Here is a 25,013-nt window from a genome sequence, read left to right as displayed (position 1 = left end):
GTCTCCCGCATGAGATGGACCCGGCGCCTGCGCCTGTGCACGGCCGGGCTGGTGACAGCCTCCGCGCTGTTCGCCCTGCCCACCGCACAGGCCGCCGAGCCGCGCGACGGCCAACTCACCGATCTGGTCAACCCGTTCATCGGGACGGAGAACGAGGGCAACACCTATCCCGGCGCCGCCGTGCCCTTCGGCATGGTGCAGTTCTCGCCGGACACCGGCCACAACACCGGCTACGACCACTCCCAGAACCACATCCGCGGCTTCTCCCTCGTCCATCTCTCGGGCGTCGGCTGCGGCCTCGGCGGTGACCTGCCGGTCCTGCCCACGACGGGTGACGTCACCCGGACGGACGACGCGCAGTACGCGGCGGAGTTCGGCCACGACACCGAGGAGGCGCACCCCGGCTCCTACAAGGTGGGCCTGAAGTCCGGGATCGAGGCCGAACTGACGGCCACCGCGCGCACCGGCGTGCAGCGCTACACCTTCCCGGCCACCGACAAGGCCAACGTGCTGCTGAACGCGGGCCAGTCGCTGCACAGGACGGTCTCGACGAAGGTCGAGATCCTGGACAACCGGACCGTCCGCACGGCGATCACCGGCAGCGGCTTCTGCCAGGCCACCAAGCCCTACACGGTGTACACGATCACCCGCTTCGACCGGCCGTTCACCACCTCGGGCACCTGGAACGGCGACACCGTCACCGAAGGCTCCCAGGAGACGGCCGGCACCACCGGGCGCACCGGCGCCTTCGTGCGCTTCGACACCACCAAGGACCGGACGGTCGAGGCGACCACCGCGCTCTCGTACGTGGATGCCCGCGGCGCGGCCGTCAACCTCCGCTCAGAGGGCGGCCGTTCCTTCGACGCGGTCCGCGGCGCCGCGCACCGCGCCTGGGAGGACCGGCTCGACGACGTACGCGCCAAGGGCGGCGCCGACACCCTGCGCCGCACGTTCTACTCGTCGCTCTACCGTTCCTTCCTCGCGCCCAACATCGGCAGTGACGCCGACGGCCGCTACACCGGCTGGGACCAGCGGATCCACCGGGCCAAGGGCTTCACGTACTACCAGAACTGGTCGCTGTGGGACACCTACCGCACCCAGTCACAGCTGCTGGCCCTGCTCGCGCCGCGCGAGGCGCGCGACATGGCCATCTCCGTCATCAGGATCGACGAGGAGAGCGGCTGGCTGCCCAAGTGGGGCTACGGCACGGTCGAGACGAACATCATGACCGGCGACCCGGTCACCCCGTTCCTCACCAACGCCTACCAGCAGGGTCTCCTCAAGGGGGCCGGCGGATACGCCGAGCGGGCCTACCGCGCGCTGAAGAAGAACGCCGACGGCGTGCCGCCCGCCGACTCGCCGGCGGTGGGCCGCGAGGCCAACGGGGAGTACATCGCGAACGGCTTCGCCCCCTACGTCAAGGGCCGCCCGCACACGAAGTCCGGCGACTCGGACTACGACCACGGCGCCTCCGTAACCCTGGAGTACGCGCTGTCGGACGCCATGCTCGGCGAGATGGCGCGGGAACTGGGCCACGACGACGACGCCGCGCGTTACCTCGCCCGGTCCCAGAACTACCGCGCGATCCAAGACCCTTCGACCGGCTTCTTCCGTGCGCGGGACGCCTCCGGGGCCTTCACCGGACCCGCCGACCCGGCCCAGAGCGAGGGCTTCCACGAGGGCACGTCCTGGCAGTACCAGTGGCTCGTGCCGCAGGACCTGCCGGGCATGGTCGACCTGATCGGCGGCAAGCAGGCGGCGAACGACCGGCTCGACTCGTTCTTCGCCTACGGGCAGTTGCTGAAGGACCCCGCGAAGACCGCCCGCGAGGTGTGGGTCAACGGCCCGTACGCCTACTACAACGCGGACAAGTACAACCCGCAGAACGAGCCCGACCTCATCGCCCCGTACACCTACCTCTCGACCGGCCAGCCGTGGAAGACGACCGACGTCGTGCACGCGGCGCTGACCCTGTTCACGGACGCGCCGACCGGGATGACCGGCAACGACGACCTCGGCACGATGTCCGCCTGGAACGTCCTGTCGTCCATCGGGATCTTCCCGGTGCAGCCCGGCTACGACACCTGGGGTCTGTCCACGCCCGTCTTCGAGCGGGTCGACCTCACGCTCGACCGGCGCTACTACCCGTTCGGGGCGCTGACGGTGACGGCGCCCGGCACATCGGACACCCAGCGGTACATTCAGTCGGCCCACGTGGACGGATCGCCGTACGGCCGTACGTATCTGACGACCCACACCCTGCGGCGCATCCACGAGATCCGTTTCACGGTCGGCTCGGGGCCGTCCGAGTGGGGAACAGCGGCCTCCGCGGCACCCCCGGTCCTGAAATGACGACCGGCGTGTCCTGACCTGAACGAGTCCCGTTCCTCGTCCGAGGGACGGGACTTAATCCGCTGTTAACTGTGCGTAACTTGATCGTACTTGACCGTAATCACCAGTCCGGGTTTGACTGCAAGTTCACCCGTCGTCGACGCGAGAGCAAGCCTTTGATCTCCGACCTCCTCGCACCACTCGACCTGGCGTTCTGGAACATCGAGTCCGACCGGCACCCGATGCACCTCGGCGCCCTCGGTGTCTTCGCCGCGCATTCGCCCACCGCCGGCGCCCACGCCGCGGACCTGCTCGCGGCCCGCGCCGCGGCCGTCCCCGGGCTGCGCATGCGGATCCGCGACGTGTGGCAGCCGCTGGCGCCCCTCGCCTTCGGCAGCGCGGCCCGCGAGCCCGCACCCGACTTCGAGCCGCTGGACCACGTCCTGCTGCACAAGCCGACCGCCGACTTCCACTCCGAGGCCGGCCGGCTGATGGAACGCCCGCTGGAGCGCGGCCGGCCGCCGTGGGAGGCGCACGTGCTGCCCGGCGAGGACGGCGTGTCCTTCGCGGTGCTCTTCAAGTTCCACCACGCGCTCGCCGACGGCCTCAGGGCGCTCATGCTCGCCGCCGCCATCATGGACCCGATGGACCTGCCGGAACCCCGCCCGCGCCCCGTGGAGCCGCCCCGGGGGCTCTTCCCTGACGTCCGCAAGCTGCCCGGCCTGGTCCGCGGCACCCTCTCCGACGTGGGCCGCGCCCTCGACATCGGCAGCTCCGTGGCACGCGCCACACTCGGCGTGCGGTCCTCGCCCGCCCTCACCTCCGCGCCCACCGGCACCCGGCGCACCGCCGGTGTGATCATCGACCTCGACGACGTGCACGTCGTCCGCAAGACCGTCGGCGGCACCGTCAACGACGTCCTGATCGCCGTCGTCGCGGGCGCCCTGCGCCGCTGGCTCGACGAACGCGGCGACGGCAGCGAGGGCGTCTCCCCGCGGGCCCTGATCCCCGTCTCCCGGCGCCGGCCGCGCACCGCGCAGCCACAGGGCAACCGGCTCTCCGGATACCTGATACGGCTTCCCGTCGACGACCCGGACCCGCTCGGCCGGCTGCGTGCCGTACGGACGGCGATGGACCGGAACAAGGACGCCGGACCCAACCGGGGCGCCGGCGCCGTCGCGCTGCTCGCCGACCACGTTCCGCCGCTCGGGCACCGGCTCGGCGGTCCGGTCGTGGGCCAGGCCGCCCGGCTGCTGTTCGACATCCTCGTCACCAGCGTGCCGCTGCCCAGCCTCGGGCTGAAGCTCGGCGGCTGCCCGCTCACCGAGGTCTACCCGTTCGCCCCGCTGGCCCGCGGCCAGGCCCTCGCGGTGGCCGTCTCGACCTACCGGGGGAGCGTCCACTACGGGCTCGTGGCCGACGCGGAGGCCGTGCCGGACCTCGATCTGCTGGCCCGTTCCCTGACCGAGGAGGTGCGCGAACTGATCACCGCCTGCACGCCATGATCACCACGGGTTTGGTGCCGCGCGCGATTGGTCCGTAAAATTCCGCCTTCGAAAGCGAGCGCGGTTCGAACGCGGCGCACCATCCGAGGAACGGCAGCAGCGATGACGGTGACAGAGGACGGCCGGGCGACCCCCGCCGTGGACACGACAGATGTGGCGGCCGTCGCGTTCGGTCCCGGTATCGACCCCGAGCGGCTGGCCGTCTGCCTCGGCGTGCTCGACGAACTCGAGAAGATCGACGTCGACCACCCCGACGCCATCGCCGTGCGTCGCGCCACCGCGGGCGTCTACCGGACCGTGAAGCAGCGCCGCCGCCAGGAGCGCCGCGCCGCCAAGACGGCCCACGACAAGCAGGTCACCGAGTCCACCGCGACCGGCTCCGCCCAGCGCATCGACGACGAGACCGAGGGCATCCTGCCGTCGTCGGTGACGGAGGAGGGCAGGATCGCCGGGATACTCCAGCGCCCGCGCTCCTGCTACACCTGCAAGACGCGGTACGTCGAGGTCGACTACTTCTACCACCAGCTCTGCCAGGACTGCGCCGCCCTGAACCGCGACCGGCGCGACGCCCGCACCGACCTCACCGGCAAGCGGGCGCTGCTCACCGGCGGCCGCGCCAAGATCGGCATGTACATCGCGCTGCGCCTGCTGCGTGACGGTGCGCACACCACGATCACCACGCGCTTCCCGAACGACGCGATCCGCCGCTTCAAGGCCATGGACGACTCGGCGGAGTGGATCCACCGCCTGGAGGTCGTCGGCATCGACCTGCGCGACCCGGCCCAGGCCGTGGCCCTGGCCGACCGGGTCGCGGAGCAGGGCCCGCTCGACATCCTGATCAACAACGCGACACAGACCGTGCGCCGGCTGCCCTCCGCCTACGCCGCGCTGGTCGAGGGCGAGAGCGCCCCGCTGCCGGCCGGTGAGCTGCCCGCCCGCCAGGTCATCGGCGCCTTCAACTCCGGCGCGGTCGACGGACTGACGGCGCTGCCCGTCGGCGTCTCCGGTCTTGACGCCCAGAAGGTGGCCGACCTCGCCCTGGTCGCCGGCAACGCCAGCGTGGTCCGCCACCGTGACGGCACCGCCATCGACGCGGGCGGCCTGGTCCCCGACGTGGTCGACAGCAACACCTGGGTGCAGACCATCGAGCAGATCTCCCCCGTGGAACTGCTGGAGACCCAGCTCTGCAACTACACGGCGCCGTTCATCCTGATCAGCAAGCTGCGGGCGCAGATGGCCGAGGCCGCCGGCAAGGCGCCGGCGGGGCGTGCGTACATCGTCAACGTCTCGGCGATGGAGGGTGTGTTCGGCCGCGGCTACAAGGGCGCGGGCCACCCGAACACGAACGCTGCGAAGGCCGCCATGAACATGGTGACCCGCACCAGCGCCCAGGAGATGTTCCAGACCGACGGCATCCTGATGACCTCGGTCGACACCGGCTGGATCACCGACGAGCGCCCGCACTACGACAAGCTGCGCCTGGCCGACGAGGGCTTCCACGCCCCCCTCGACCTCGTCGACGGCGCGGCCCGCGTCTACGACCCGATCGTCCGCGGCGAGCTGGGCGAGGACCTGTACGGCGTCTTCATGAAGGACTACGCGCCGGGCAAGTGGTGAGCAGGGCGGGGGCCTGTCTGCGGTGACGATGGCGGCGCCGGAGGGTTCTGCAATCGTGCCGCTGCCGCTGCCGCTGCCGCTGCCGCTGCCGCTGCCGCTGCCGCTGCCGCTGCCGCTGCCGCTGCCGCTGCCGCAAGCAGCCGCCGTGCCGCCGTCGTGGCGGCCGGGGGCGGCCCCGGCTTCGGGCGGGACCTGCCGGGGCGTCTGGCAGGCCGATGCCCCGGGGGCCGTCACCCGTCGGGTGTCCGCGCCCGGAGACGCTCGTGGACGGCGTCGGCCGGGGAGCCCGGGCAGGCCGCCCTCACCCGTGTTCCGCCGTCGACCAGCAGGTCGGCACCGGTGATCCACTCGGCCGCGTCGGACGCCAGCCAGGTCACGGCGCGGGCGATGTCCTCGGGGCGTCCGATGCGGCCGAGCGGGAGTCCGGCGCCCAGTTCGTCCTCGGAGTGCTCCCAGACGAACCGGGCCATCTCGGTGCGGACGAGGCCGGGGGAGACCGAGTTGACCCGTACCTTCGGGGCCAGCTCACCGGCCAGTTGGCGGGTCAGATGGAGCAGGGCGGCCTTGCTGGTGCCGTACGCGCCGACCCGCGGCCCGACATGTCCGGCACCCTCCGTGCAGACGTTCACCACGGCCCCGCCGTGCTCGCCCATCCAGGCCCGCCAGACGCACTGCACCAGCCGTAGCGGCGCCTCGACGTTGACGGCGAACGCGTCGCGCCAGGCCTCCGGGTCGGCGTCCATGAGGCGGCCGTAGGGCTGGTTGGTCGCCGCGTTGTTGACCACGATGTCGACGCGGCCGAAGGTCCGGAGCGTCAGCCCGGCCAGCTCCCTCAGATGCGCCCCGTCGGCTACGGAACCCGCGAGCCCGATACCGCCGACCCGCTCGGCGGCGAGCCGCACCGCGTCCGGATCCCGCGCGGTCACGCACACCCGCGCGCCCGCTCCGGCGAGCGCCTCGGCGACGGCGAGACCGATCCCGCGCGAGGCCCCGGTGACGATGGCGGCCCTGCCCTCGAGTCCGTACGGCGACATCATCCGCGTACCGTCTCATGACGGACCGTCAGTCGACAGACCTTGGCGACGACCGCCGCCGTCCGCCGGGCGTGGCGGGCGGGGGCGCCGCGCCCGTGGCGGAGGAAGCCCGTATTGCCGGGCGCCGGCCGGTTTCGCGGAGCACGTCCGCTCGGGCGAGTGGACCGGACGGGGGGTCCGGAGCCAGACGGTGGTACCCGCGGTCGTGCCGGTGGCGCGGGTGGCGCTAGTCCACGGCCCCGAGTCGCGCGTACCGTTCCGCGACCAGTTCCAGCACCGTGCGCCAGTCCTCCATGACCCCGGCGTACAGGCCGACGACCTTGCCGGCGTCGTCCGCCTGCCGCAGGGTCACCGCGTCCTCGGCCAGCGGGTCCTGCTCGAACGCGGCCGCTTCGCGCGGGGTCATCGCGCCGCCCTCGGCGGCCAGGGCGAGCGTGCTCTGCGGGGACAGCCCGCGGCGCGGCGACGTGGTCGCCGGACAGCGCTTCGCCGCCACATGCAGGCGTACGAGACGGGAGACCCGCTCGCCGAGCAGCGGCCGTACCGCGTCGGCCGCGTGGTCGGCGTGCCCGGCGTCGTCACCCGGCCTGAGCAGATGCCCGATGTCGTGCACCAGGCCCGCGACCTGGAGCTCCTTGTCGCTGGGATGGCTCCGGCGCAGCAGCGCGGCGGTCTGCAGGGCGTGGTCGTGCAGATCGACGGGGTCTCCACCGCCGTCCGGGGTGTCCCAGGAACCCCGGCAGGCGTGCAGCAGATCCATCAGCTCCTCGACGCTGCGCAGCTCCATGCGTCAGTCCTCCCGCGAGAAAAGCCGTTCACCGTCCGACAGCAGACCATGGCCTCCTTGCGAACCGGCCAACGGGACCTGAACTGCGTGGCGTCTTCCGTGCCGGATGTGTGCGACGACCGTCGGCCGACGCCCACGTCAGCCATACCCGTGGCCGGTCCCGACGGCCGCGCCCAGGGGCGATATTGAGCCGAATGGGTGGTTGCGAAGAGGGCATCATGTTTCAAATCGCCGCAGATCGGGGCCTGATGAGTCCTGGATGACGTGTGACAGTAACCTCAAGTTTTCAGCCCCATAGAGCGGGGGCATGCTCATTTGGTTACGCTGTAGCCGACGGGCAGCCTTACTCGGGTCCACCCACACCCACGGTCCGTCCCGGGACAAGCCGGTCACCACGGCCTGCTCTCACATGAGTTACCGGCGCCACCGCGTCCCTAACTGCTTCGACTCAGACCCGAGCGGGCGTCAGGCGACCCGAGAGCACCGGGCGCTAACGTCCCGAGGGTGACCCGACACATAAGGAGTGCGCGGTGACACCAGAGAAGACGAATCTCGATCAGGGCCCCAAGGAACACACGGAGCGCCTGGGCGGTGGGTCCGACACCAAGCTCGGAAGCCTGGACGTGTGGGCCAGGTCCGCCCCCATCCGCCTCGCGGGGTACGAGGACGACCTCGCCGAGCCCCACATCCTGCCCAGCGTCGACTGACCGACGCCGGGATCCAGCGCGATCGACGACGGCGCGGGCGTGCCGGACAGGCGCCCGTGCCGAGTGGAGAAGCCGCGGCCGACGAACGGCCGCGGCTTCGGCATGTGACGACATGCCCGGCCGGGCGGTGCGGCAGTCACTGGCCGAGCGGTGCGGTACGCCGCCACGGGTGCAGTACTTCCAGCTGTCCGGCCACGTCGAGCAGAGCCGCCTCGGAGCCGGGCAGGCCGACGAGCTGGACGGCGCAGGGCGCGCCGTTGGGCAGCTTTCCGAACGGGACCGACATCGCGGGCCAGCCGGTGAGGTTCCACGGCGGAGTCATCGGCGAGTAGTTGGTGTCGGCCAGAACATTGCGCAGCCAGCCCCGCTCGTGCCAGTCGACGGAGGCGGGACCGCGCCGGGCGAGCGCCGGCGTGAGCAGCACGTCGTGGTCCGCGAAGAACGTCGCCAGGCGCCCGCGCAGCTGCTCGCGGCGCGCTCCCTTGCGTACGCCGGTCACGAAGCGGCGTCCGATCGCGGCGTGCACGCGGGTGCGCCGGGCCAGTCGGCGCGGGTCGAGATCCTCGGCGTCCACCGCGGTGCCCGCCGTCCAGTGCGCGAGCGAGGTCGTGCTCAGCCAGAGCGGGTACGGCGGGTTCGCGGACCGCACCTGGTGACCTGCCTCGGCCAGCAGGGCGGCGGCCTCCCGGGCCGCGTTCGTATACGGCCGGGTGACGCGAATACCGGCCAGGGGGCTGCGCACCGAGACGGCGATCCTGCGGGTGACGGGCTCGGCGGGCGGCGCCGGCTCGATGTCCGCGAGGAGCGAGAACATCAGCCGGGCGTCCTCGACCGTCGTGGCCAGCGGGCCGTTCTCCGACATGCCGAACCAGTCGCCGTGGCCGATCCCGGCGGGAATCACGCCATGGCCCGGCTTCAGGGTGACCAGACCGCAGTTGGCGGCCGGGATCCGCAGCGAGCCCATGCCGTCGTTGCCGAGCGCGATCGGCACCATCCCGGCGGCCACCGCCGCCGCGCTGCCGCCCGAGGAGCCGCCCGCCGTGCGGGACAGGTCCCAGGGGTTGCGGGCCTTGCCGTACGCGCCCTCCGTGGTGCCGAAGACACAGAGCTCGGGCACGTTCGTCAGGCCCACCACGATGGCGCCCGCCGCACGCAGCCGGGCCACGGTGACGTGGTCCTCGGCGGCGGGTGCGTCCGGGGTCGCGGCGGAACCGTTGCGGGTCGACTCGCCGCGCACCGCGAGGTTGTCCTTGACCGCCACCGGCACGCCCGCGAGGGGGAGTTGGCCAAGATCCCTGGTGGCCAGGTCGTCGGCCTCGGCGAGGGCGGCCTCGGCGCGGACCCTGCGGAAGGCGCCGACCCGCTCGTCGAGGCGTTCGATCCGCGCGAGATGTTCGGCCACCACCTCGCGGGGGGTGACCCTCTTCTCGCGTACGGCTGCGGCGATCTCGGTGGCGGTCCGGCCGGCCCAGGTGGTCACGGGCGCTCCTCACTCGTGTCGTACTGGTGAGTAGTTACGGGGAGCACTCTGCCCGCAGCGGGGCGCCGCGTCGAGAGCCGTCCGCGTTGGACATTGGGTCAGGCAGCCGGTCGCAGCCCTCGTCACACCCCGCGGGGCCCGCACGCCCTTTCACCGCGTCCCGGGAGAGCGTGGACAACCAGGGCTTGACCATGCGGCACAGTGGGGAGTCCTCCCGGGCGACGACGAACACGTCACCCGGGCGGTGAAGCCCAGCTCCGTAGTCCCCGACCGGCTGCTGGAGACCGGCGCGCAAGGCGTCGAGGACCGACCGGAAGGACTCCCGTGTTCCCGAGCCCCGCCCGCGTCACCGCGGTCGACACCTACGACATCCGCTTCCCGACCTCGCGCGAGCTCGACGGCTCCGACGCGATGAACCCCGACCCCGACTACTCGGCGGCGTACGTCGTCCTGCGCACCGACGCGGCCGACGGAGCCGAGGGGCACGGTTTCACGTTCACCATCGGGCGGGGCAACGAAGTCCAGGTCGCCGCGATCGGCGCGCTGCGGGGACACGTGGTCGGGCGGTCCCTCGACGAGCTGTGCGCCGACCCCGGATCCCTCTCCCGGGACCTGGTCGGCGACAGCCAACTGCGCTGGCTCGGGCCCGAGAAGGGCGTGATGCACATGGCGATCGGCGCCGTCGTCAACGCCGTGTGGGACCTGGCCGCCAAGCGCGCCCGCAAACCGCTGTGGCAGCTGCTGGCGGACGCCGATCCCGGCTGGCTCGTCGGCCAGGTCGACTTCCGCTACCTCACGGACGCGCTGACGCCCGAGGAGGCGCTGGAACTGCTGCTCCGGGGCCGGGAAGGGGCCCCGGAGCGCGCCGCGACCCTGCGCGCACGGGGCTATCCCGCGTACACCACCTCACCGGGCTGGCTCGGCTACAGCGACGAGAAGCTCACCCGTCTCGCCACCGCGGCGGTCGCCGCGGGGTTCCGGCAGATCAAGCTGAAGGTGGGGGCGGACCTGGCGGACGATCTACGCCGTTGCCGCGTCGCCCGTGCGGCGGTGGGCCCGGACATCCGCATCGCGATCGACGCCAACCAGCGCTGGAACGTGGACGAGGCGATCACCTGGACCAGAGCGCTCACCGAGTTCCGGCCGTACTGGATCGAGGAGCCGACCAGTCCCGACGACATCCTCGGCCACGCCGTCGTGCGCGAGGCGGTCGCCCCCGTCAAGGTCGCCACCGGCGAGCACGCGCAGAACCGCGTCGTCTTCAAACAGCTCCTCCAGGCGGGCTCGATCGACATCCTCCAGATCGACGCCGCTCGTGTCGGTGGCGTCAACGAGAACCTCGCCATCCTGCTCCTGGCAGCCAAGTTCGGCGTGCCCGTCTGCCCGCACGCCGGGGGCGTGGGCCTGTGCGAACTCGTGCAGCACCTCTCGATGTTCGACTTCGTCGCCCTGTCCGGCACCACCGACGACCGCGTCATCGAGTACGTCGACCATCTGCACGACCACTTCACCGACCCGGTGGTGATCCGCGACGGCCGCTACACGGCACCCACCGCGCCGGGCTTCTCCGCCGCCATGCGGCCCGAATCCATCGCGGAGTTCACCTACCCAGGCGGCGCCTTCTGGGCCGCCGATCTCGCCCGGCCGAGCGTCAACGACAAGATGGGAAAGCCTGCATGACGGACTCTCAGGACTTCGACGGACTCAAGGCGCTGGTGACCGGAGGCGCTTCCGGCATCGGGAGGGCCACCGCCGACCTCCTCGCCGCCCGCGGCGCCAGGGTCGCCGTCCTCGACCTCGATCCCTCGTCCGTCGACAAGCCGTTGACCGGCCACCGCGCCGACGTCACCGACGACGCCTCCGTGCGCGCGGCCGTCGCCGCCGCGGTCGCGGACCTGGGCGGCCTCGACATCCTGGTCAACAACGCGGGCATCGGCGCCCGCGGCACCGTCGAGGACAACGACGACGAGGAATGGCACCGGGTGCTCGACGTCAACGTCCTCGGCATCGTGCGGACCACCCGCGCCGCCCTGCCCCACCTCAGGGAATCCGCGCACGCGGCGATCGTGAACACCTGCTCCGTCGCGGCCACGGCGGGCCTGCCCCAACGGGCGCTGTACTCGGCGTCCAAGGGCGCCGTCCACGCCCTCACCCTCGCCATGGCCGCCGACCACGTCCGTGAGGGCATCCGCGTCAACTGCGTCAACCCCGGCACGGTGGACACCCCTTGGGTCGGCCGGCTCCTGGACGCCGCTCCCGATCCGGCCGCCGAGCGCGCCGCCCTGGAGGCCCGCCAGCCCACCGGCCGCCTGGTGTCCGCACCCGAAGTCGCGGGAGCCATCGCCTATTTGGCGAGCCCGCTGTCCGGCTCCACCACCGGCACCGCCCTCGCGGTGGACGGCGGGATGCAGGGGCTGCGGCCGCGCCCGGCGGGCCGGTGAACCCCCTCGGCAGGAGCGGCGTCCCCGTCACCGGGCTGTCCTTCGGCGCCGCCGGCATCGGCAACCTGTTCACCGAGGTCACCGACGAGCAGGCGCACGAGGCGGTCGACGCCGCCTGGACGAGCGGTATCCGCTACTTCGACACCGCCCCGCACTACGGCCTCGGCCTCTCCGAACGGCGCCTGGGCGCGGCCCTGCGCGACCGGCCCCGAGCCGAGTACACCGTCTCGACCAAGGTGGGCCGCCTCCTGGAGCCCGTGGACACCGGCGGCGACGACCTGGCCGACGGCTTCGCGGTGCCCGCGACGCACCGCCGTGTCTGGGACTTCAGCGCCGACGGCGTACGGCGGAGCCTGGACGCCAGTCTCGAACGGCTCGGCCTCGACCGCGTGGACGTCGTCTACCTGCACGACCCCGACGACCATGCCGAGCAGGCCTTCCGCGAGGGCTACCCCGCGCTGGAGGAACTGCGCTCGCAGGGCGTGGTCGGCGCGATCGGCGCGGGCATGAACCAGACGGAGATGCTCACCCGGTTCGTCCGCGAGACGGACGTCGACGTGCTGCTGTGCGCGGGCCGCTACACCCTCCTGGACCACGGCGCCCTCACCGAACTGCTCCCTGCCGCCCAGGACCGCGGCACCTCCGTCGTCATCGGCGGCGCCTTCAACTCCGGCCTGCTGGCGGACCCGCGCCCGGGAGCGACGTACAACTACACCGAAGCCCGAGGCGAGTTGCTGGACCGTGCCCTGCGTCTGAAGGCGATCGCCGAGCGGCACGGCACGACCCTGCGCGCCGCCGCCCTGGCCTTCCCGGCCGCCCACCCCGCCGTGGCGAGCGTGCTGGCAGGCGCCCGTTCGGCGACCGAAGTCCACGACTGCGCCGAGCAGTTCGCGACGCCGGTGCCTCCGGACTTCTGGCGCGAACTGCACACGGAGGGCCTGCTGCCCGCCGCCGCCCCCCTCCCCGTACGGGAGACGACCCGCGGCCGTACACCGACACGGTCCTGGAAACCTTCGGCCCCGACCGGATGATGTTCGGCTCCGACGCGCCGGTGCGCACACCCGCCGGGAGCTACGACCAAGTCCTGCGGACAGCAGAGGAGTTGACGGCACCCCCGAACGACAACGAGCGCCAGTCCGTCTGCCCACCCCATCGCCCACGCACAGTCCGGATAGCGGCCTCCGGCGCGCCGGCCACCGGCTCACCCACCGCCTATGATCACCGATCGCCTCAAAACCAGGCGGGCTAGTACGGAACCCGCCGCTCGGCGGTGCCCTCCAGCCGGGTGGGCGGAAGGAAGTCGCGTACATACGTCCGGTGCCAGCACGCGCCCGTCTCGCGGAGCTCGTGCCAGGTCGTGTACCGGTAGCGGAAGAGGCGGGCCCGAATGTAGCGGGGCGGCGCGTCGGCGGGGAACGGGGAGCGGCGGAGCAGTCGCAGGGTGTCACGGTCGTTCTCCAGAAGTCGTTCCACCAGACCCGAGAACCACGGCCCGGCGTAACCGGGAGAGAGCGCCGCGAACCACATCAGCCAGTCGAGCCGCAGATGGTACGGCGCGAACTGGCGCGGCCAGTACCGCGGATCGCCCGGCTTGCCCCTGAACTCGTACTCCCGCCACTGCGTGTCCTCGCGCGGCACCTCGTCCGTGGTGCCCTCGACGATCACCTCGTGACGGACCCGGCTGACGCTGCCGAACGCCCCGTAGGTGTTGACCAGGTGGAGCGGGTCGAAGGAGCGGTTCATGACCTGGCGCGGGGAGATCAGATTGCGTGCCGGACGGTAGCTCAGGACCAGCAGGCCGGCGGCCACCACGAGGACGACCACCTCGTACCAGAGCGGAGCGGCGGCGACACGCGGCGCGGTGGCGGGCAGTTCGGTCACGCTCAGGGCGAGCACGATCGTCGTCCAGTTCAGCCAGGAGAAGTTGCCGGACAGGACCAGCCACAGCTGGGTCAGGATCATCAGCGAGGCCGCGGCTGTCGCGACCGGCTGCGGAGTGAACAGCAGAACGGGCAGCACGAGTTGGGTGAAGTGGTTCGCGGCCACCTCGACGCGGTGGAACGGCTTGGGGAGATGGTGGAAGAACCAGCTCAGCGGACCCGGCATCGGCTGGGTCTCGTGGTGGTAGTCGAGGCAGGTCAGCTTCCGCCAGCAGGCGTCGCCGCGCAGCTTGATCAGCCCCGCGCCGAACTCGACGCGGAACAGCACCCAGCGCATGAGGAACAGCACGACGACCGGCGGCGCCACCTCGTCGTTGCCGAGGAACACCGCGAGGAAGCCCACCTCCAGGAGCAGGGACTCCCAGCCGAACGAGTACCAGGTCTGGCCGACGTTGACGACCGACAGATACAGGACCCACGGGACCAGCCACAACAGCATCGCGCCCCAGAGCGGCAGACGCCCGTCGAGGCCCGCGATCAGCGCCACCGACACCGCGCAGCCCGTCCAGCACCAGGCCGCGAAGAAGCGGTCCGAGTAGCGCAGATGGAACACGCTCGGCGCGTCACGGAACGCGACCCGCCGCACGAACCGGGGCACCGGCAGCATCCCGCGCTCCCCGGTCAGCGCACGGAACTGCAGGGCCGCGCCCAGGAACGCGACGAGATACAGCACGGCCAGCCCTCGCTGGAAGACCAGCCGGCTCAGCCAGTAGCCGGGTGCGACGAACCACTCCATGGCGTGTGCTCCTCTCCCCTCCATTGTGACGCTGGGTGACCGTTCTCCGCTTGCGTGCGCCAAGAGAGTGACGCAGAGAATGGTGCACGAACTGCCCGGGACGAACGGGAGAACGTGGTGCACATACCCTCCAGGACCCTCGTCGCGGCCTGCGCGCTCGCGGCGGCACTCCTCGTCGTCGCGGGCTGTGGCGGCGGCGACAGGGACAAGGCATCGAACGGATCGACCGGCGGAGAGCTCTTCCTCCAGCCCGTCGCGGACCGGGGCCCCGACCCCTTCACGGCGTCCACCGACACCTCCACCGCGACCCGGCCACCCGTCACCCGAACGCCGCAACCGTCGCCCACCGGCACACCGGAGGTGCGCACGTTCTCGGGCGCCACCCCCGGCCTCTACGGCGGCACCCGGAACGCCGGCAGCTGCGACGTCGAGAAGCAGATCCGGTTCCTCGGCGCCGACCGGGCCAGGACCCGCGCCTTCGCCGAGGTCTCCGGCATCTCCCCGGCGTCCGTCCCCGACTATCTGCGCCAGCTGACCCCGGTCGTGCTGCGCGCCGACACCAGCGTCACGAACCACGGATTCGGCGACGGACAGGCGACCGGCTTCCAGGCCGTGCTCCAGGCCGGTACGGCCGTCCTCGTCGACAACCGGGGCGTACCCCGGGTCCGCTGCGCCTGCGGCAACCCGCTGGGCCGGCCCACCGCGGTCGACGGGAACCCGGACACCCGGGGCGAGCCCTGGAGCGGGTACCGGCCCGCCCAGGTCGTCATGGTGACCCCGGCGCCCGTCGTGATCACCGATCTCACGATCGTCGACGTCCACGACAACACCTGGATCGAACGGCCGGTCGGCCACGACGGCCACCGTCACGACCACGTCGTACCGCCGCCCGCCGGCCGGACCCCGAACCCGGAGCCGGACGGTTCCACCGCCCCGCACGACCCCTCCGCCAGCGCCTCGCCGGACGGGAGGAGCCCGTCCCCGGACGCCTCCGCGTCCGACTGCGCCACCCAGAACCCGACGCCGACCGCGCCGGAAACCGCGACGCCGGGCACCGGGGAGAGCGCCCCGGGCGAGAGCGCCGGGTCGGGCACCGCGCCCACCGGCACACCCACGGACGGCGCCGCCAGGGACGTATCCCGGCCGGACCGGTCCTCGCCCCCGGGCGCGGAGCCCTCGTCCTGCCCCACGGCCACCGGCACACCGCCGCCCACGACGGAACCGGGGACCACCCCGGCGCCCTCCGGCGAGAACACCGCCCCGGGGTCGGACACGGCCGCTCCCGAACGCACCGGCTCCCAGGAGCCCTCGTCACCGCCGGTCCCGTCCGACGAACCGGGCAGGCCCACCGAGGACACCGGCCCGGACAGCCCCGACACACCCGACGGCGGCGGGCTGGTCCCCGACGATCCGACCGGTCCGGACAGCGTCTTCGACGTCTCGGCCGATGTCTTCGGCGGTTGAACGCCCGCTGGTCCGGGGAGCCCGGAACCGGGCTCCCCAGAAGTCGAACAATCGGGCAAATACTGGCATGGTGGCCCCATGGTTGATCGGGGAGCGAGCGCCCTGTCACTCCCGGACGACTGGCCCGCCCACCCGGATCCGATCCTGGCGCTCAACCGCATGGGCAGCTTCGACTGGGACCTGGACACCGGTCTGATGCAGATGGACGCCCAGGCCCACGAGGTCTTCGACGTGCGCCCGGACGAATACGACGGAGACCCCGCCACCCTGGGCATGCGCGTCCCGCCGGCCGAGTCGGCCCGACTCGACACCATGGTGTCCCACGCCCTCAAGGACGGCAGCGAGAACTACGGCGCCTATTTCCGCATCCGCCGCCGTGACGGCTCCCTGCGCTGGACCCACACCCAGGGCTACATCCGCCGCGACGAGACCGGCCGGCCGCGCCGGATCATCGGTATCGTCCGCGACGCCACCGACGAGCTCGACGAGAGCGCGGCGCGCCGTGAACAGGCGGCCCAGAACGAGGTACGGCGCCAGCAGACCAACGTCGTCCAGCTGACCACGGCCGCGCTGGCCCACGCCCGCACGGTCGAGGACGTCATCGACGTCCTGCAGGACACCCACGGCCTCACCCACCTCGGAGCGGCCAGCCTGGTCATGGGCCTGGTGGAGGCCGGCCGCATCCGCATGGTCGCCACGGGCCCCGAGCACAGCTACGTCCCCGGCACCCGGGTCACGCGGCTGGACGCGCAGTACCCGATGAACGAGGTCGTACGGACCCTCGCGCCGCACTTCATCGAGTCGCCCGAGGAGTTCGCCGAGTCGTACCCGCTCCTGTGGCCGAACATCACCGGTCTGAAGATCACCTCGGCCGCGTATCTGCCGCTCATCGTGCAGGCCCGTCCCATCGGCGCGATCGGCCTGCTCTACAACGACCGGCACGGCTTCTCGGAGGACGAGCGCAACGTCCTCGTCGCGCTCGGCAGCAGCATCGCCCAGAGCCTCCAGCGGGCGATGTTCTACGAACAGGAGAAGGACCTCGCCCAGGGCCTCCAGCAGGCCATGCTGCCGCGCTCCATCCCCAGCGTGGCCGGCGCGGATGTCGCCGTCCGCTACCGCTCCGCCTCCCTCGGCCGGGACATCGGCGGCGACTGGTACGACCTGATCCCGCTGCCGGGCGGCCGCGTCGGCGCCGTCATCGGCGACGTCCAGGGCCACGACACGCACGCCGCCGCCGTCATGGGCCAGCTCCGCATCGTCCTGCGCGCCTACGCCGCCGAGGGCCACACCCCGCCCACCGTGATGGCCCGCGCCTCGGTCTTCCTCGACGAACTCGACACCGACCGCTTCGCGACCTGCCTGTACGCCGAGATCGACCTGTCCACCGGGGTGGCCCAGATGGTGCGGGCCGGACACATCGACCCGCTGGTCCGGCACACCGACGGAACCTGCCGCCGGCTGCCCGTGGAAGGCGGCCTGCCGCTCGGCCTGTCCGCCGAGTTCGGACGCCTCGAATACCCCGTCACCACCGTCGAACTCGACCCCGGCCAGACCCTGCTGCTCTGCACCGACGGGCTCGTCGAGGAGCCGGGCGTCGACCTCGACGAGGGCATGCGCACCCTCGGGGAACTCATCCGCGGCGGCCCGGACGACGTCAGCGACCTCGCCGACCGGCTCATCGACATGGCCGAGGACCGCGGCGGGGACGACGACGTCGCCCTGCTGCTCCTGCGCCGCCACGGTGTGGGAGACCAGCGCTCGGGCGGGCGTCTCCAGCAGCATGTGGCGCCCGGCGACCCGGAGGCGCTCATCGAGGCCCGCCACATGATCCGGGCCGCGGTCCGCGCGTGGGGAGCCCGTGACCGGGCCGACGAGATCGAGCTGGTCGCCGACGAACTGATCACCAACGCCCTCATGCACACCGAGGGCTCGGCCATCGTCACCCTGCGCGTCCTGACCGGATCCGACCGCAGACTGCGCGTCGAGGTCGAGGACTCATCGAGCGCGCTGCCGCGCCGCAGGGAGGCCGGCGAGTCCGGTGTCTCCGGGCGCGGACTGCTGCTCGTCGACCGCCTGACCGACGTGTGGGGCGTCGAGGCCCGCGGCGGCGGCAAGTGCGTGTGGTGCGAGTTCATGGTCCGGGAACGGAACTGATCCCTGGCGTTGTCGGCGCCGGACGGCACTCTGGACGTATGCCGGAACTGCCCGAGGCCGAAGCGCTCAAGGGCTTCCTGGCCGACCACCTCGTCGGCCGTCAGGTCGTGCGCGTGCTGCCCGTCGCCGTCAGCGTCATGAAGACGTACGACCCTCCCGGCTCCGCCCTGGAGGGACGCGAGGTGATCGCCGTCCGCCGGTTCGGCAAGTTCCTCGACATCGACGCGGGCGGCCTGCACCTCGTCACCCATCTGGCCCGCGCGGGCTGGCTGCACTGGAAGGACACGCTCCCCGACGGCCTTCCCGAGCCCGGCAAGGGGCCGCTCGCGCTGCGCGTCGCGCTGGAGACGGGCGAGGGCTTCGACCTCACCGAGGCGGGCACCCAGAAGCGGCTCGCGGTGTACGTCGTCGAGGACCCGGAGCTGATTCCCGGCGTGGCCCGGCTCGGCCCGGACCCGCTCGCCGACGACTTCGACGAGAAGCGGTTCGCCGGGCTGCTCCAGGGCGAGCGGCGCCGGCTCAAGGGCGCGCTGCGCGACCAGAGTCTGATCGCCGGCGTGGGCAACGCCTACAGCGACGAGATCCTGCACACCGCCCGGATGTCCCCCTTCAAGATCGCCTCCTCGCTGACCCCCGAGGAGACCCGGCGGCTGTACGAGGCACTGCGGGGCACGCTCACCGAGGCGGTGGAGCGCTCCCACGGGCTGGCCGCCGGACGGCTGAAGGCGGAGAAGAAGAGCGGTCTGCGGGTGCACGGGAGAACGGGGGAGGCGTGCCCGGTGTGCGGCGACACCATCCGCGAGGTCTCCTTCAGCGACTCCTCGTTGCAGTACTGCCCGACCTGTCAGACCGGTGGCAAGCCGCTGGCGGACCGGCGGATGTCCCGGCTGCTCAAGTAGGCGGACCCGCGGCCGGCCGGGCGAAGCCGTGGGGCCTCGGCAGGTGCTGCGACCCGGTCGCCCGAGCGGTGGGACCCGCGGCGGAGAGGGGCGCGTGACGCCGGCCCGAGCGGTGGGACGGGCTTCGCTCAGGGGGAGTTGAGCGTCACGAGGTGCTCGCCGTCGGCCGTGCGCACCTCGAACCGGCGGATCTCGTCGGTCCGCATCGACGAGCCGCCCTGCATGGTGATGGCGGCACCGTAACGCGGCGGCTCCATCCAGCTCGCCACCGTCTGCTCCGAGCCGTCCTCGCCGATGGCGACGAGCTCGCAGGAGCGGGGGCCCCTGGCGTCCTTGACCTGGACCTCGATGTCACTGCCCCAGACCCGGTCCCGGGTCGTCACCTGGGCCCAGACCCCGGTCGCCGCGTCGGTCCTGGCCATCTGGGTCGCCGGGGGCTCGGCCGCGGCGACATGGTCCGAGGGGGAGTCGTGCGCGGCGGCGAGGGCGATCGCGGGGCCGCCCGCCGCGAGCACCACGGAGGCGGCCAGGGCGTACAGCAAGCGCCGGCGCCCGGCCCGGTTGCGCGTGGCCACCTCACCGAGCAGCCGGTCGAGGAGCCGCGGCCCGGGAGTGGCGAAAGGGTGCACGGTGCGCGGTGTGGACCGGCGGTACAGCATCAACTGCCGTGCGGCGGGGCGGAATTCGCTGACATACGCCGTGCACCGAGGGCACTCCATGAGGTGGTCCTCGAAGCGGAAGGCTTCCGCCTCGCCGAGCACGCCGAGCGCATAGGCGCCGACGTCGCGATGCCGTTCCAGGGACCTCATACCGAATACCGAATCCTCGTGGCGTTGGTGGGGACTGTGAGTGGTGTTGCTGTTGCCCACGGGTACGCACCAGACCGTCGAATCACTCAAGACTCGTTCGGAATCGGGGTCAAGACATTCGGAGCACGGGCGCTCGCGGATTGGTGCGAGCTGGAAAAAATTGTCCCCGGCGCGGTCGCGGCCGCCGCCGGGGGACTCCCCGGCGCGGTCACGGCCGCTGTCAGAAGAGGTGGATGGCCAGATGGCCGAGCGGCAGCCCCAGCCGCCAGGCCGCCGTCCACACCTTCGGACCGTCGTCCTCACCTGGTACGGAACCGCCGCCGGGCACCGCGTCCAGGTCCGGAGCGAGCAGTTCCGTCTCCTCCAGCCAGCGCCAGGCCGCCGACGCGAGCGTCAGATCGGGATCGGGCGCGGTGGATCCGGTGACCTCGGCCGCGCGCAGCGCGAGGTGTTCGCGCACCCACGCGTGCCAGGGCTGGTCGTACGCCGTCAGTGAAAGCCAGGTCTCCAGTTGGGTGATGACCCGGATCCCGGAGAGTTCGCCCCCGCTGTCCGACAGGAAGATGGTCAGCGCGAGGGCGTCGCGCCCGGCGCGGAACTCGAAGGAGGTGGGCGGCATCAGGTCGCCCGTCCGCAGCAGTTCGTCGGCGATGTACTCGGCGTACAACCAGGCCATGGGGACGGTGAGTTCGCCCCCGTCGGTGCCGCCCGTGCTCTCTTGACCTCTGTGCAGCATCCCTTCCTGCCTTCCTCCGGTGCGTGCGCGTCGCCCGACCCCGGGCCCCAGTCCGGAACACGGATGAGGCAAGCTGATTGCTCAACCATGGTCGTCGGCAAGGCGCTTTACGGAGGTTTGACCAAGACTTCGGTTTCACCGCAGGTCGGCCGCGTATCCCGGAAGGACCCGGCGCAGGGCGCGCAGCGCGTAGTACGCGCGCGACTTCACGGTACCGGGCGGAATCCCGAGTGCCGCGGCGGCCTCCGCCACACTCGCCCCCTGGAAGTACACCAGTACCAGCACTTCCCGGTGTTCCGGAGTGAGTGTCTTCACAGCCTCCCGCACATCGAGCGTCTCCGCCGACCGTTCGGCGTGATCGGCACAGACCCGCGCGTTGTCGAGGACCGCGTCCCCGACCTCCGGAGGCCGTGCCTGGCGGGCCCGGCGCGCGTCGATGGCCAGCCGCCGCCCCACGGTCAGCAGCCAGGGCCGTACGGAGTCGAAGTCGTCGGCGCGCAGGGCCTCGGGATGCTGCCAGGCGCGTACGAACGTCTCCTGCACCAGGTCCTCGGCGCGCTGGCGGTCACCGTCGGACAGGCGCAGCAGCAGGGCGAAGAGAGGGCGTCCGTGCTCGCGTTGCAGCGCGGCCAGCTCGTGCTCGGCGGTCGTCCCGTGGGTGATGGTGGTGGTTCCGGCCGTCATGGCGTGTATGTCAGCGTGCCCCGCCCCGCGCGGACAGGCCGGGAACGCGGTCGTGCGGTGGGCGGTCGAAGCGGTCGGTGAACGGTGCGCCGAACGGTCCGCCGAGGTGGAGCCCCGGATTCCGGCACCGCCGTCCGTCGTACCGGCGTTCGCCCCGACGGGCAGGCCCGTGAGCGCCGAACGGGCTAGCGGCGGTGGTGTCTCCTTGACTGCGGACTGCCCGTGTACGTGGATGCGTATCAATTGGTCATTAAATACGACGGCATGGGGCCCGGCATGATCACACGCGCGCGACAGATCAATCTGGCCCTCGCGGCCGCCCTCATCGCGGCCGCGGCGGCCTGCCAGGCCCACGACTCGGCCGCGCACCGGCACGGCGGGCAGCCCGCCCCCGCGGCCGCCCGCGGCTTCACGCTCGTCGCCGGCGGCGACGTCCTGCCGGACAGCTCGGTCGTCGAGCGGGCGAACTCCGACGCGGGAGGCGGCGGATACGACTTCCGGCCGATGCTCGCGGGCGTACGGCCCGTCGTGTCCGCCGCCGACCTGGCGATCTGTCGGATGGGCACCGTGTACGACGACGGCTACACCGGCTGGCCCGCCTTCAAGTCCCCGCCCCAGGTGGCCGAGGGCCTCGCCGCGACGGGCTACGACTCCTGCTCCACCGCCTCGGACCACACCCTGGACGACGGCGCCGACGGCGTCCGGCGCACCCTGGACGCGCTGGACCGCGCGGGCCTGCGGCACGCCGGATCGGCGCGCACCGCGCGGGAGGCGAACGGCGCCACCCTCCTGCGGGCGGGCGGCGCCCGGGTCGCCCATCTCGCGTACACCGACGACGCGAACGGGCTCCCGCTCCCGCAGGGGCAGCCCTGGGCGGTCGGCCTGATCGACCCCGACCGGATCGTCGCCGACGCCCGCGCCGCCCGGAAGGCGGGCGCCGACGTGGTGGTCGTCTCCCTCGACTGCGGCACCGCGTGGCAGGACGAGCCCGACGACCGGCAACTGCGGCTGAGCAAGGAGCTGACCGCGTCCCGCACCGACGGGCGGCCCGACATCGACCTGATCCTCGGCACCCGGGGCCATGTTACACGTACAGGCGTACGTGCGGCAGTCCGCTGACCTGCACTTATGCAGCAGGCCCGAACGCGTACCTAGCCGCCACAGCGTCCACACCCTCGGCGCTCAGGTCCCGCGTACGCGCCGTGTCGCTGTAAACCCGCCAGGTTCCGCCGGGCGATTCCTCAGGCATGGCGACGCAATCGGTACCCATGGTTTGAAGCTGGGCGGCGACATAGACGGCCTGGCGTTCCGTCATCTGGTATCCGTTCATGATCGAATACTAGGGTCGGTAGTTCGCCAGATACCGGCAAACGTCAAAACCCCCTGGGGAAGCAGACGAACGGGGCTGGGAACCCGCACCCCTCGCGCCGCTCTGAGTCAGCGCTGAGGACTGGACGCACCCCGTAGCCGCTCGTGATGATTCCGGGCCGCTACGGGGCGGCAGCTCACCACCGGATCGGCTCCGCGCTTCCGCCGACGCATTCGGGGCATGGCCGCTTTTCGGTCCAGCCACAGCGCGGACAGCCATCGAATCCGCAGCAGCCGTCACACCAGATCTCGCCGGACCCTGCGCAGCAGCCGCACAGATTCCCGTACTTCCACAGCGACCAGGGTTCCTCTCCGCCCGTTCGCCCGGCACGTGGCTTCGGGTGATAGGCCGGTGGTGCACTCATGCCCCGTGCGCGTGTCTGCTTAGCTCCACATTCAAGTCACTGACTTTGGATAGATCCCCGCGCATTCGGGCTTCCGTCCGCTGTGAATCCAGCGCAAGGCACACGTCGCAACCGGTCGCAGGTTCGGCGTCCGGCGCCGGAATCAGCGGCAACTCGACCGGCGCTGCCGGATATCGCTGGGGCTCTGTCATGTCGTCCAGGCTCCGCCCGGAAATGATCAGCGACTAGCGGCCAGCCGTCTGCCCCGATGTAGGCCAGGAACCGTGCCCTGTAGGCCAGAATCGAAGGCATGGGGAGCATCGGGGCCAACATCAAACGTCTGCGCGAACAGCGCGGTTGGAGTCAGGCACGGCTAGCACACGAGATCTGCCGGGCGTCCGGTGTGATCGGTGAGCCGGTCGGGCGTCAGGAAGTGAGCAGATGGGAAACCGGGCGGCGAACTCCCCGGGAGTGGCTGCCCTTTATCGCTGCCGCTCTCGGCGTCTCCGTCGATGTGCTGCGCGCACCCCTGGCGCCCGTTGAGCCGCCGTTGCCGACCCTCGCCGACTTCCTGCCCGAAGGGGACCCGCTAAGCGCTGCAGACGGCCGCACAGGGCGCCGGATCGGCATGCCCCAGGTCGACGACTTGCAACAGCGCGTGCATGGCCTACGGCTTGCCGATGACGTCCTTGCCGGGGGTGATCTCATCCGTCCCGCGCTGCGTGAATTGCGCTCCGCCGTGAAGCTGTACCGGGAAGGCAGTCACAGCAGCGAGGTAGGGCGCCAATTGCTGCGTCAGATTGGCGAGTTGGCGCAGATCGCCGGTTGGATCGCTTCGGATGCCGGACAGCACAGCGAGGCAGAGCGCATTTACCGCCTCGGTTTGAGCGCTGCCACGCAGGCCGAGGACCACACCCTTGCCGGGAATCTCGCCGGGAGCCTGGCCTACCAATTGAGCAACACCGGGCGGGAGTCCGAGGGTCTGACGCTGGCCCGTGCGGCGCTGAATGATGCCGGGACCGATGCTCCGCCAAAGGCTCGCGCGCTGTACTGGGACCGGGTCGCATGGGCCCATACCAAAGCCGGTGGAATAGAGAACGGGCAACAGGCCATGCGCGCTCTAGGGGAAGCCGGGCGAGCACTCAGCGAGAACAGCGAGGGAACGGAAGCACCGGCCTACCTGTATTGGGTCGACGCTGGCGAACTGCGAGTCATGGAGTCCCGTGTCATGACCGAGATTCACCGCCCCTTGCGGGCCGTCCCCTTGCTGCGGGAAGTGCTCAGTGAGTACGACGCGACCCACACCCGTGAATTGGCGCTCTACCTCTCGTGGTTGGTCGTTGCGCTTGCCGACGGCGGCGAACCGGAGGAAGCGGCAGCCGTGGCCGAACGGGTCATCACGCTGGCAGCCGACATTCCCTCGGAGCGAACAGCGGAACGGGTGCGCGTCATCCTCGGCCGGTTGCGGGACTACGCGGAGGTTCCGGAAGTCGCCGCGCTACTCGCCGAACACGAGGCAGCCCAGTAACAGAAAATCCCCGTACCCGACCAACGATGGCCAGATACGGGGTATGCGTCCACGAGGGACGGCAGACTCAGACATTCGGAACTGACGCACCGTCAGATAGAGACTGGAGCTTGGCCCGGATTTCAGCTTTGGTCGCTTGCCCCTCGGTCATGTCCGTCAGGACTTCAATGATCCCCATAGTGGATTCGCTGACCCTTCCCATACTCCCCGACAATTCCGCAAGGACATCTAGGCGCTCATCAATTCTCGCCAACCGACTGTCCATGCGATCAAAGCGGCCATCCATCCGACCAAACCGCTCATCCATCTCACGCTGAATCTCTTCAATCTTGGCAACGATCGGGGCTGAATCCATGACAGGGATCTTACGGCACTACCAAAAGTGACGGGGCGTCAGGAAACAGAAAACCCCCGCTCGGCCACCGGATAGCAGCTCCCAAATTTGGGAA

At 71.4% G+C, this 25,013-nt stretch carries 21 protein-coding genes and 1 pseudogene; 13 read left to right on the top strand and 9 right to left on the bottom strand.

What is annotated here, in order from left to right; translation table 11 throughout:
- Positions 1-9 precede the first annotated feature (9 nt).
- The 3 genes from ACZ6KY_RS28715 (at position 10) to ACZ6KY_RS28705 (ending at position 5,453) form a co-directional block, all read left to right on the top strand.
- Positions 10-2,352 carry a GH92 family glycosyl hydrolase gene (locus ACZ6KY_RS28715; protein WP_469313164.1) on the top strand — a complete coding sequence of 781 codons (2,343 nt, stop codon included), beginning with the start codon at positions 10-12 and terminating at the stop codon, positions 2,350-2,352.
- A gap of 155 nt (positions 2,353-2,507) precedes the next feature.
- A complete protein-coding gene (locus tag ACZ6KY_RS28710; RefSeq protein ID WP_469313163.1) occupies positions 2,508-3,836 on the top strand; it encodes a wax ester/triacylglycerol synthase family O-acyltransferase in 1,329 nt (442 codons plus the stop codon).
- A 102-nt stretch (positions 3,837-3,938) separates the two neighbouring features.
- Positions 3,939-5,453: an SDR family NAD(P)-dependent oxidoreductase gene (locus ACZ6KY_RS28705; protein ID WP_469313162.1), complete on the top strand. Its 1,515-nt coding sequence runs from the start codon at positions 3,939-3,941 to the stop codon at positions 5,451-5,453.
- Positions 5,454-5,683: 230 nt separating this feature from the next.
- Here the strand turns inward: ACZ6KY_RS28705 and ACZ6KY_RS28700 are convergent, their stop codons facing one another.
- Both ACZ6KY_RS28700 and ACZ6KY_RS28695 read right to left on the bottom strand, forming a co-directional pair.
- Complete coding sequence (locus tag ACZ6KY_RS28700) at positions 5,684-6,490, bottom strand: SDR family oxidoreductase (RefSeq protein WP_469313161.1); 807 nt, start codon at positions 6,488-6,490, stop codon at positions 5,684-5,686.
- 223 nt (positions 6,491-6,713) lie between these two features.
- Entirely contained in the window at positions 6,714-7,274 is a 561-nt protein-coding gene (locus ACZ6KY_RS28695; protein WP_469313160.1) for an HD domain-containing protein, read from the bottom strand.
- 530 nt (positions 7,275-7,804) lie between these two features.
- Here ACZ6KY_RS28695 and ACZ6KY_RS28690 point away from each other — a divergent pair.
- The gene (locus ACZ6KY_RS28690) at positions 7,805-7,981 is read left to right on the top strand and encodes a hypothetical protein (RefSeq protein WP_328552138.1); all 177 of its coding nucleotides are present in this window, start codon (positions 7,805-7,807) and stop codon (positions 7,979-7,981) included.
- 136 nt (positions 7,982-8,117) lie between these two features.
- Here the strand turns inward: ACZ6KY_RS28690 and ACZ6KY_RS28685 are convergent, their stop codons facing one another.
- On the bottom strand, positions 8,118-9,461 hold the full coding sequence (locus ACZ6KY_RS28685; protein ID WP_469313159.1) for an amidase: 1,344 nt from the start codon (positions 9,459-9,461) through the stop codon (positions 8,118-8,120).
- A 324-nt stretch (positions 9,462-9,785) separates the two neighbouring features.
- Between ACZ6KY_RS28685 and ACZ6KY_RS28680 the strand changes: the two genes are divergently transcribed.
- From ACZ6KY_RS28680 to ACZ6KY_RS28665, 4 genes are read left to right on the top strand one after another with little or no spacing between them, the layout of a single operon-like run.
- Positions 9,786-11,141: an L-fuconate dehydratase gene (locus ACZ6KY_RS28680; protein ID WP_469313158.1), complete on the top strand. Its 1,356-nt coding sequence runs from the start codon at positions 9,786-9,788 to the stop codon at positions 11,139-11,141.
- A complete protein-coding gene (locus ACZ6KY_RS28675; protein ID WP_469313157.1) occupies positions 11,138-11,902 on the top strand; it encodes an SDR family NAD(P)-dependent oxidoreductase in 765 nt (254 codons plus the stop codon). Before ACZ6KY_RS28680 ends, ACZ6KY_RS28675 begins: the two co-directional genes overlap by 4 nt.
- Entirely contained in the window at positions 11,899-12,933 is a 1,035-nt protein-coding gene (locus ACZ6KY_RS28670; RefSeq protein WP_469313156.1) for an aldo/keto reductase, read from the top strand. Before ACZ6KY_RS28675 ends, ACZ6KY_RS28670 begins: the two co-directional genes overlap by 4 nt.
- The gene (locus ACZ6KY_RS28665) at positions 12,816-13,151 is read left to right on the top strand and encodes an amidohydrolase family protein (protein WP_469313184.1); all 336 of its coding nucleotides are present in this window, start codon (positions 12,816-12,818) and stop codon (positions 13,149-13,151) included. The genes ACZ6KY_RS28670 and ACZ6KY_RS28665 overlap by 118 nt, the downstream gene beginning before the upstream one ends.
- Here ACZ6KY_RS28665 and ACZ6KY_RS28660 read toward each other — a convergent pair.
- The gene (locus ACZ6KY_RS28660; RefSeq protein WP_469313155.1) at positions 13,148-14,578 is read right to left on the bottom strand and encodes a lipase maturation factor family protein; all 1,431 of its coding nucleotides are present in this window, start codon (positions 14,576-14,578) and stop codon (positions 13,148-13,150) included. The genes ACZ6KY_RS28665 and ACZ6KY_RS28660 overlap by 4 nt on opposite strands.
- 117 nt (positions 14,579-14,695) lie before the next feature.
- Between ACZ6KY_RS28660 and ACZ6KY_RS28655 the strand changes: the two genes are divergently transcribed.
- The 3 genes from ACZ6KY_RS28655 to ACZ6KY_RS28645 all read left to right on the top strand — a co-directional run bounded on the left by ACZ6KY_RS28655 (position 14,696) and on the right by ACZ6KY_RS28645 (position 19,095).
- Positions 14,696-16,042, top strand: coding sequence for a DUF6777 domain-containing protein (locus ACZ6KY_RS28655; protein ID WP_469313154.1), 1,347 nt, complete (start codon positions 14,696-14,698; stop codon positions 16,040-16,042).
- A 78-nt stretch (positions 16,043-16,120) separates the two neighbouring features.
- Entirely contained in the window at positions 16,121-18,196 is a 2,076-nt protein-coding gene (locus tag ACZ6KY_RS28650; RefSeq protein WP_469313153.1) for a SpoIIE family protein phosphatase, read from the top strand.
- Positions 18,197-18,234: 38 nt separating this feature from the next.
- Entirely contained in the window at positions 18,235-19,095 is an 861-nt protein-coding gene (locus tag ACZ6KY_RS28645; RefSeq protein WP_469313152.1) for an Fpg/Nei family DNA glycosylase, read from the top strand.
- A gap of 128 nt (positions 19,096-19,223) precedes the next feature.
- On the opposite strand, the gene ACZ6KY_RS28640 is transcribed toward ACZ6KY_RS28645, so the two are convergent.
- The 3 genes from ACZ6KY_RS28640 to ACZ6KY_RS28630 form a co-directional block, all read right to left on the bottom strand.
- Entirely contained in the window at positions 19,224-19,904 is a 681-nt protein-coding gene (locus tag ACZ6KY_RS28640) for a zf-HC2 domain-containing protein (protein WP_469313151.1), read from the bottom strand.
- 220 nt (positions 19,905-20,124) lie between these two features.
- Positions 20,125-20,640, bottom strand: coding sequence for a hypothetical protein (locus tag ACZ6KY_RS28635; protein ID WP_469313150.1), 516 nt, complete (start codon positions 20,638-20,640; stop codon positions 20,125-20,127).
- 135 nt (positions 20,641-20,775) lie between these two features.
- Positions 20,776-21,324 (bottom strand): sigma-70 family RNA polymerase sigma factor, encoded by a 549-nt coding sequence (locus ACZ6KY_RS28630; RefSeq protein ID WP_469313149.1) that lies wholly within the window; start codon positions 21,322-21,324, stop codon positions 20,776-20,778.
- A 276-nt stretch (positions 21,325-21,600) separates the two neighbouring features.
- Between ACZ6KY_RS28630 and ACZ6KY_RS28625 the strand changes: the two are divergent.
- A pseudogene (locus ACZ6KY_RS28625) lies at positions 21,601-22,410 on the top strand (CapA family protein); the annotation flags it as partial.
- A 40-nt stretch (positions 22,411-22,450) separates the two neighbouring features.
- On the opposite strand, the gene ACZ6KY_RS28620 reads toward ACZ6KY_RS28625, so the two are convergent.
- Positions 22,451-22,654, bottom strand: a complete 204-nt coding sequence (locus ACZ6KY_RS28620) for a hypothetical protein (protein ID WP_328674866.1) — start codon at positions 22,652-22,654, stop codon at positions 22,451-22,453.
- A 692-nt stretch (positions 22,655-23,346) separates the two neighbouring features.
- On the opposite strand from ACZ6KY_RS28620, the gene ACZ6KY_RS28615 reads away from it, so the two are divergent.
- Positions 23,347-24,564, top strand: coding sequence for a helix-turn-helix transcriptional regulator (locus ACZ6KY_RS28615; protein WP_469313148.1), 1,218 nt, complete (start codon positions 23,347-23,349; stop codon positions 24,562-24,564).
- Between the two features lie 67 nt (positions 24,565-24,631).
- Here the strand turns inward: ACZ6KY_RS28615 and ACZ6KY_RS28610 are convergent, their stop codons facing one another.
- Positions 24,632-24,919, bottom strand: a complete 288-nt coding sequence (locus tag ACZ6KY_RS28610) for a hypothetical protein (RefSeq protein ID WP_469313147.1) — start codon at positions 24,917-24,919, stop codon at positions 24,632-24,634.
- Positions 24,920-25,013: the final 94 nt, after the last annotated feature.

It is taken from the genome of Streptomyces sp. NPDC042002, from assembly GCF_055588305.1.
This window is presented reverse-complemented; position numbering and strand designations above follow the sequence as displayed.

Bases quoted from the DNA above. Each gene is read 5' to 3' on its own strand.
- ACZ6KY_RS28695 (WP_469313160.1), bottom strand. From the start codon at position 7,274: ATGGAGCTGCGCAGCGTCGAGGAGCTGATGGATCTGCTGCACGCCTGC.
- ACZ6KY_RS28705 (WP_469313162.1), top strand. From the start codon at position 3,939: ATGACGGTGACAGAGGACGGCCGGGCGACCCCCGCCGTGGACACGACA.
- ACZ6KY_RS28650 (WP_469313153.1), top strand. From the start codon at position 16,121: ATGGTTGATCGGGGAGCGAGCGCCCTGTCACTCCCGGACGACTGGCCC.
- ACZ6KY_RS28645 (WP_469313152.1), top strand. From the start codon at position 18,235: ATGCCGGAACTGCCCGAGGCCGAAGCGCTCAAGGGCTTCCTGGCCGAC.
- ACZ6KY_RS28635 (WP_469313150.1), bottom strand. From the start codon at position 20,640: ATGCTGCACAGAGGTCAAGAGAGCACGGGCGGCACCGACGGGGGCGAA.
- ACZ6KY_RS28675 (WP_469313157.1), top strand. From the start codon at position 11,138: ATGACGGACTCTCAGGACTTCGACGGACTCAAGGCGCTGGTGACCGGA.
- ACZ6KY_RS28630 (WP_469313149.1), bottom strand. From the start codon at position 21,324: ATGACGGCCGGAACCACCACCATCACCCACGGGACGACCGCCGAGCAC.
- ACZ6KY_RS28610 (WP_469313147.1), bottom strand. From the start codon at position 24,919: ATGGATTCAGCCCCGATCGTTGCCAAGATTGAAGAGATTCAGCGTGAG.
- ACZ6KY_RS28700 (WP_469313161.1), bottom strand. From the start codon at position 6,490: ATGATGTCGCCGTACGGACTCGAGGGCAGGGCCGCCATCGTCACCGGG.
- ACZ6KY_RS28615 (WP_469313148.1), top strand. From the start codon at position 23,347: ATGGGGAGCATCGGGGCCAACATCAAACGTCTGCGCGAACAGCGCGGT.
- ACZ6KY_RS28715 (WP_469313164.1), top strand. From the start codon at position 10: ATGAGATGGACCCGGCGCCTGCGCCTGTGCACGGCCGGGCTGGTGACA.
- ACZ6KY_RS28660 (WP_469313155.1), bottom strand. From the start codon at position 14,578: ATGGAGTGGTTCGTCGCACCCGGCTACTGGCTGAGCCGGCTGGTCTTC.
- ACZ6KY_RS28640 (WP_469313151.1), bottom strand. From the start codon at position 19,904: ATGAGGTCCCTGGAACGGCATCGCGACGTCGGCGCCTATGCGCTCGGC.
- ACZ6KY_RS28620 (WP_328674866.1), bottom strand. From the start codon at position 22,654: ATGAACGGATACCAGATGACGGAACGCCAGGCCGTCTATGTCGCCGCC.